Raw genomic sequence first — 6,032 nt, 5'->3', positions numbered from 1 at the left:
GCGTCAGATGATCGAGAAGAGGCAAACGTCAACGGCCCTGCTGAGGGCCGGTGTGGCATAGGACCGTCTCCACGTTTTCAGGGGATTGACAGGCGATCCCAATCAGCGGCCTGCGCTGTGGCAAGAGGTCGATCTGCTGGAGATGCGCCGCGACCCGGCCACCTACTCCCGGCAAACCCTGCGGGAACGCGAAGGCACCCGACTATGGCTCAGGTGGCTGAGCACCCGCGACGCCATATCGGAGTCCTGCCTCGACCTCTCCATCGCCCCGGTCATGCCCCCCGCCACTACCTCGGGCAGGTCATCGTCCATCGGACGAGACACGAGCCGTGCACCGCGAAGTCGGCCAGGTTGACGCGCGGTGAGACCGGCTCGCCATGAAACCCAGACGCCGCCTTGGCGGAGAACGTCAGATCCTCGTACTACGGGCGATGCGGTACAGCACGTTCGGACGCAGTGGCCCTTCGGGCTCGGTGGGGTCGTCGAAGTCGTCGGCCGGGTCCCGGGTCATGCCGATCCGGCGCATCACCGCCTGGGAACGGAGATTGGTGGCTGTTGTGACAGCGAGGATCTCGGGAAGTTCAAGGGTGTCGAAGCCGTGGGCCAGGACTGTCAGCGCGGCCTCGGTCGCGTAGCCGTGCCCCCAGGCCGAGCGGGCGAGCCGCCAGCCGATCTCCACTCCTGTGAACGGCATGCCGTCATCCACCTGGTCCAAGCCCGCGAAGCCGATGAACTCGCGCGTGGCCTGCACCTCAACCGCCCACCACCCGTAGCCTCGCTGGTCGAACTCGGCCTGGAACAGAGCCACGGAAGCATCGCTCTGCTCGCGGGTCAGCAGGTCGCCCAAGTGCTCCCGAACCTCAGGGTCGGCATTCATGGCTGCCCACGGTTCAAGGTCAGAGTCGCGCCATCGACGGAGGGTGAGGCGATCGGTACGCAGTTCAGCCACGCGGTCCAGCCAACCTGAGCTATGCGCCCGAGGCAATCCCTTTTCTTTAGGGCGACACCGCCATGCAGAAGGCACGTGCACGGTTCGCTCCCAGGCTGACGAAGCGACCACCGACCCGGCGAACCTATGCGGTCACAGCACTAGGTTGTCGGTGAGGCGCCGGCTTGGGGGTGGTGAATCCACCAGCCGGGCCCCCACCTGAGCACCTTCCCGTACAGGGTGAGGATGAGGCCGCTCTCGAAGTCACCGGCGGGGATCCTGACGTCGCGCACGAGCGGATCCTCGTCGGCCGAGTGCTCGTAATGCCCGACTCCGGGCACGTACGCGGCCTGGCTCTCGGCGAAGCAGTCGAAGAACACCCACCCGTCCGAGCCCGCCGACGCGTAGCACAGCACCCGCTTGCCGATGACCAGGCTCGGCCTACCGTAGGCCGCCTCCACCTCGCCGCGCCGCACGTCCCGTCCATCGAACCGATCCCGCACCTGGCTGATCAGCTCGCCCCATTCCGGCACATCGAGCGTCCGGTCGACGGCAAGGTAGCCGAGCCGGTGAAAATGCTCGGCGAAGACGGACGCGACCTCGTCCACGCAACTGTGCTCCGTTCCGAAGCGAGTGTCGAAGGGCCCCTGCACGCCTACCTGGCCATACCTGCGCAGTTCTTCTCTGACGTCCTTGTACTCCTGATCACGTTCGTCGAGGAAACAGAGGTTCCCCAGGAGCGTCCGGGCGACGGTCTCCATTTCACGGCCGCAAGCGGCCCACATGCCCGGCCGCGTCATCACCTTCGGCAGCTCATCCAGCCACCGCCGCCGCAGATCGTCCGCCGTACGCACCCGCCCATGCTAATGATCAAGGTCGCCCGGACGCGTTCTCTCGGGGGCGGAAAATCGGTTGTGCGATTCACGTACGCGGCGGTTCCATAAGGTGATCAATCCGATGTAGGACGGTTCGCGGGAGGAAGAGCGCCTTGTCACATGAGTAAGCGGCTTCGCCCCTCATCCGCACGTGATGTCGGCGACCGCCTCAAGCTGCATCTGCGGATGTTGCGCGTCGATGGCCGCGACTTTCACGTCATCACTCCGCGTCCCGGTGTCACGGCCAGGTTCTCCACCAACCGCTTCCACGAGACCTGGCACATCCTGTCCGATCCGCACGGCGCTCTCCTGCTCAGCCGCCTGCTGTGGGGACTCTCTTTCCAGCGCCAGCCTGGCACCCTTGTCGTCATCGACCGGCCGCATCTGGACCCCAATCCGTTCGACGCGGAACCGGCCGACCCGATCGCGCTCGTGCCCGCCCATCTGACCGTCCTGACCGCGCAAGCCGCCCGGCAGCTTCGCCACCGGCTCAACCAGCCCGGCACAGCCCCCGGCCGTACGGTCCGCTGGCACACCTGGGGCCTCGACGACCAGCTCACACGCATCCGAAACGCACACGACGACGGCTCGTGGCTACGGCGATGGCGGGAACTGTGGCCCGACCCCGACCCGTACGGCACCCGGATCGACCGGATCGGCGGCCTGCTCACTTTCCGCGCAACGCCGGCCCTCCTCAGACACTGGGCCCTCGACGTGGCGCGGCTCGGCGAGGACGACTATCACGGCATGGCCTACACCGAGATCCACGGCGCGAAATACGAGCCGTGCCGCGCCGACGGCGAGGTGCAGACCTTCCGCGACTACCACGAGCGCGTCGCCGTCGCCCGGGAATCCCGCCAGGAGGTGCTCGACGGCCTGGCCGGTTCCCTGGCCCCGGGCGAGGCCAACCCCCTCATCTGGCGCCGCAACAGCACAGTCCGCGCCCGCCGCCGCACGACCGCTCAAAGTGCCCGGCCTGATGCGAGAGTCCCGAAGAGTTGAAGACGTCAGCGAAGCAACACGTCAGCCCCCGGGCACACAGCGCCTATCGGGCGGCGCGGCTGGCGTAGAGCTTGGTGAGCCATTCCTGGCGGAGGCCGGTCAGCTCGGCGCGGAAGGTCTCCATCGATGCGCCGTTTGGCACGCAGGCTCCGCCGGACTGGTCGGGCACGGACGGGCAGCCGTGGACGAGCCGTCCACCGAGGGCGGCATGGGCCTTGATGGACTCGATGCGGCGGTCCCCCTTGAACCAGGTGCCGTGGAAGACCTCGTCCAGTATCCCGGCTTCTCCTTCGTCCAGGTCGAAGACGACGCCGGTGGCAGTCTCGCGGAGCATCCGCAGCGCGAGTTGCTCGACCGCCGTCTCCGATGCCTCCTCGGCGGTCAGCAGTTCGTGGTGCCCTACCAGGGTTCACTGGCGGGGCGCACTTCACTCGCACTGCCAATGTCCACGATCACAGCCGGGCGATCCACGCTCGCGGTGCCGGCATGACCGCCCGAGCTCAGCGCGTGAGACCGTGGAAATAGATGCTCTCGGTCCGGCAGTACGAAGTGGCGCGCCGCTTCGGCTGGTAGATGCAGATCTTCAGGTCGGCCCCCTTGACGTCGCGCCCGGCCTCGAAGAGGAAGCCTTTGTACGCGGACGCGCAGGTCCACCGCGCCGGCGACCAGGCGGACCCGCCCTTCCGGAAGTGGAACCTGGCGCGGACCCAGCCGCAGTGACCGGAATGGCGGTCGCGGTCGTAGATCCTTCCATAAACGGCGTAGTCCCTGCCGTCGGTGCCGGTGTCCCAGACCTTCGTCTGCGCGTACCCGGAGTGCCCAGAGGCGGACCTCATCATCCCGAGATAGCGGTCGTCCTCGCGTGCCGTCGCGCTCGCTCCGGCGGGCAGTCCCAGCACGAGCACGACAGTCGGCACGATCACCTGAAGGACCTTGCGCATTGCCTCACCCTTTCGACCTGTCGACACAAGTGAAGGGGAGGCCGCTTGGGATCCTCTTGAAAATCACTGACCCGAGCATCGCGGCCGTTCATTGCCTGACGACAGCGGGCCGAGATGACCACCACCCCGCGTGCGTGGCTCCAGCGCGCGCTCCTCAGGCGGCGCGGTAGGAGTAGACCTTGGCGAGCCATTCCTGGCGGAGGCCGGTCAGCTCGGCGCGGAAGGTCTCCATCGAGGCGCCGTACGGGACACAGGCTCCGCCGGAGTGGCCGGGGACGAGCTGGCGGCCGTGGACGAGCCGTCCGCCGAGTGCCGTGTGAGCCCTGATGGACTCGATGCGGCGGTACTCGTGGAACCAGGTGCCGTGGAGGGCCTCGTCCAGCATCCCGGCTTCTCCTTCTTCCAGGTCGAAGACGACGCTCGTGACGGCCGGGAGAAACCAACAAGGGCCGATGTTGGAGATGTGCCCGTCAAGCTCGACCTTGTTCAGAGCCATGAAGGCGGCGACCTCGCGGAGCATCCGCAGATGGCCGGCGGTGACCTGGGGCAGGCCGAGGGCGGGCAGGTGCTCGTCACGGAAGAGGTAGTCGTAGACGTCCCAGGCGGTGGACAGCACCAGCCCGGCGTCGGACGTCGAGAAGCCGTACTCCTTCACAACATCCAACGCGAGCTGCTCGACCACCGTCTGCGAGGTCTCCTCGGCGGTCAGGAGTTCGTCGGTGACGATCCGCCAGTCACACAGCAACCAGGTGGAGGTCTCGAACCGGAAGAAGTACCTCTCCGACTCGACCTCGATGACGGTGCCGTTCACGCTGATGCCCGGGATGCGGTTCCAGCGCGGGTCGAACGCGACCGGCAGTTGCACGCCGAACCCGCTGCGCGGCTTGCTGATGGGCGTCATCAATCTGCGCTCCTTCAATGGAGAGTGAATGGAGGGGAGCTATCGGGCCTGGCCCAGCAGCAGGTCCAGCCACAGCCGCCGGGCTTTCGCGGCGATGAGCCAGGGGCTCTCGTGGACGACCGGACCATCAGGCCCACGGACGGTGCGGCGAATGAACGTCAGCCCGCCGGCCCGGCACAGCTCGTAGATCGTCGCCTTGCACTCGCAGGTGTGCTCGTGGACGCGGACACGAGTGCAGCGCGGGGTCGGCGCGAACCAGTGGATCTCGTCACGTTCCCTCTGCGAGGGAGCGACATGGACACCGTGGAATGGCGGCGGAAGATCCGTCTCGCCCGGGGCGACGCGTACGCCGTCACGGACACGTGCCGGCTCCGGTGTCTCCGTCTCGTGAAGAATCATGGCGACTCACCGGCGGCACAACCGCCTACCCGCGCCGGGCAGGGCATCTCGCCCGTCCCCCGGCCCACCTCGGCGAGGACGTTCTCGACAAGGTCTGCGGCATCGAACACGGCCGTGACCGATGCGATCCGTTTGGGCCAGGGAAACCAGTAGCTCAGCTCCCCGGCCTGGTCCGGAGCGACCAGCACGTTCTCCGTGAGGACGGGGGCCTCGGGATTGATGACGAGAAGGTGCGGCGGACGCCCCTCAGGAGTGCGCACCCGTACGGCGAACCGCCGGGCCTCCAGCTCCGACGCGAGGGTCTTCAGGGCTCGATCTATGACTCTCGGATCGGGAAGATCTCGGTTCATGCGGTGACCGTAGGTCCACCCGCGGAGCGCGAACCCAAGCAGCGGTTGGGGGTGCCGGCTACGCGATCACGCGGGCTCGCACGGCCAGATCCAGCAACGTGGGGGAAGGACGACGACTCGCCTCGATCATCTCAATGATCGTCTGCTTGGCCGGCGGGCTGAACATGAGCGTTTCCGCCGAATGCGTCTCGGACAGCCGAAGCGATGCCAGGGCTTCCATCGCAGTCCCTGTGCCGCAACTGGCCGCGAGCCAGGTCAAGCAGGTGCTGCGCCCGCCGGTTGGAGGACGGAATCGTGGAGACCTCTATGGCCTTGGCCCGGTCGACCGCCGCCCCCGAACGCCTTGTCTCCACCTCGATGGCGACGGCGTAGATGCCCACGTTGGCCTGGCCGAACATCGTCAACGGGTTGTGATGAGCCGACCCCAGCGCGATCGCCGCATCCCTCGCCCGATCCCAATGCCGCCACGCATCCGCGGGTCGCCGGCTCTTCGCATGGGCGATCGCTGTGAACAGGCGCAGGGAGCCCCATACCGACAAGGCGCCTGTCAATCCCCTGAAAACGTGGAGACGGTCCTATGCCACACCGGCCCTCAGCAGGGCCGTTGACGTTTGCCTCTTCTCGATCATCTGACGC

9 protein-coding genes are annotated in these 6,032 nt (G+C 67.1%); 1 reads left to right on the top strand and 8 read right to left on the bottom strand.

Features of this window, described 5'->3' with window-relative positions; genetic code table 11:
• Nucleotides 1-409 precede the first annotated feature (409 nt).
• Nucleotides 410-949 (bottom strand): GNAT family N-acetyltransferase, encoded by a 540-nt coding sequence (locus AB0I59_RS41915; protein ID WP_358142624.1) that lies wholly within the window; start codon nt 947-949, stop codon nt 410-412.
• 140 nt (nt 950-1,089) lie between these two features.
• Complete coding sequence (locus AB0I59_RS41910; RefSeq protein ID WP_358142621.1) at nt 1,090-1,782, bottom strand: hypothetical protein; 693 nt, start codon at nt 1,780-1,782, stop codon at nt 1,090-1,092.
• A 141-nt stretch (nt 1,783-1,923) separates the two neighbouring features.
• On the opposite strand from AB0I59_RS41910, the gene AB0I59_RS41905 reads away from it, so the two are divergent.
• The gene (locus tag AB0I59_RS41905; RefSeq protein ID WP_358142618.1) at nt 1,924-2,805 is read left to right on the top strand and encodes a hypothetical protein; all 882 of its coding nucleotides are present in this window, start codon (nt 1,924-1,926) and stop codon (nt 2,803-2,805) included.
• A gap of 43 nt (nt 2,806-2,848) precedes the next feature.
• Here the strand turns inward: AB0I59_RS41905 and AB0I59_RS41900 are convergent, their stop codons facing one another.
• The 6 genes from AB0I59_RS41900 to AB0I59_RS41875 form a co-directional block, all read right to left on the bottom strand.
• Nucleotides 2,849-3,139, bottom strand: coding sequence for a hypothetical protein (locus AB0I59_RS41900; RefSeq protein ID WP_358142615.1), 291 nt, complete (start codon nt 3,137-3,139; stop codon nt 2,849-2,851).
• Nucleotides 3,140-3,305: 166 nt separating this feature from the next.
• Complete coding sequence (locus AB0I59_RS41895) at nt 3,306-3,746, bottom strand: hypothetical protein (RefSeq protein ID WP_358142613.1); 441 nt, start codon at nt 3,744-3,746, stop codon at nt 3,306-3,308.
• Between the two features lie 154 nt (nt 3,747-3,900).
• Nucleotides 3,901-4,647, bottom strand: coding sequence for a hypothetical protein (locus AB0I59_RS41890; protein WP_358142610.1), 747 nt, complete (start codon nt 4,645-4,647; stop codon nt 3,901-3,903).
• 39 nt (nt 4,648-4,686) lie between these two features.
• Entirely contained in the window at nt 4,687-5,046 is a 360-nt protein-coding gene (locus tag AB0I59_RS41885; RefSeq protein WP_358142607.1) for a hypothetical protein, read from the bottom strand.
• On the bottom strand, nt 5,043-5,396 hold the full coding sequence (locus tag AB0I59_RS41880) for a hypothetical protein (protein WP_358142604.1): 354 nt from the start codon (nt 5,394-5,396) through the stop codon (nt 5,043-5,045). Before AB0I59_RS41880 ends, AB0I59_RS41885 begins: the two co-directional genes overlap by 4 nt.
• A 58-nt stretch (nt 5,397-5,454) precedes the next feature.
• Nucleotides 5,455-5,616, bottom strand: coding sequence for a hypothetical protein (locus AB0I59_RS41875; protein ID WP_358142601.1), 162 nt, complete (start codon nt 5,614-5,616; stop codon nt 5,455-5,457).
• Between the last annotated feature and the right edge of the window lie 416 nt (nt 5,617-6,032).

It is taken from the genome of Microtetraspora glauca (genome assembly GCF_040656155.1).
Lineage (GTDB): Bacteria > Actinomycetota > Actinomycetes > Streptosporangiales > Streptosporangiaceae > Microtetraspora > Microtetraspora glauca.
The sequence above is the reverse complement of the archived record's forward strand: the minus strand, read 5'-3'. Positions and strand labels throughout refer to the sequence as shown.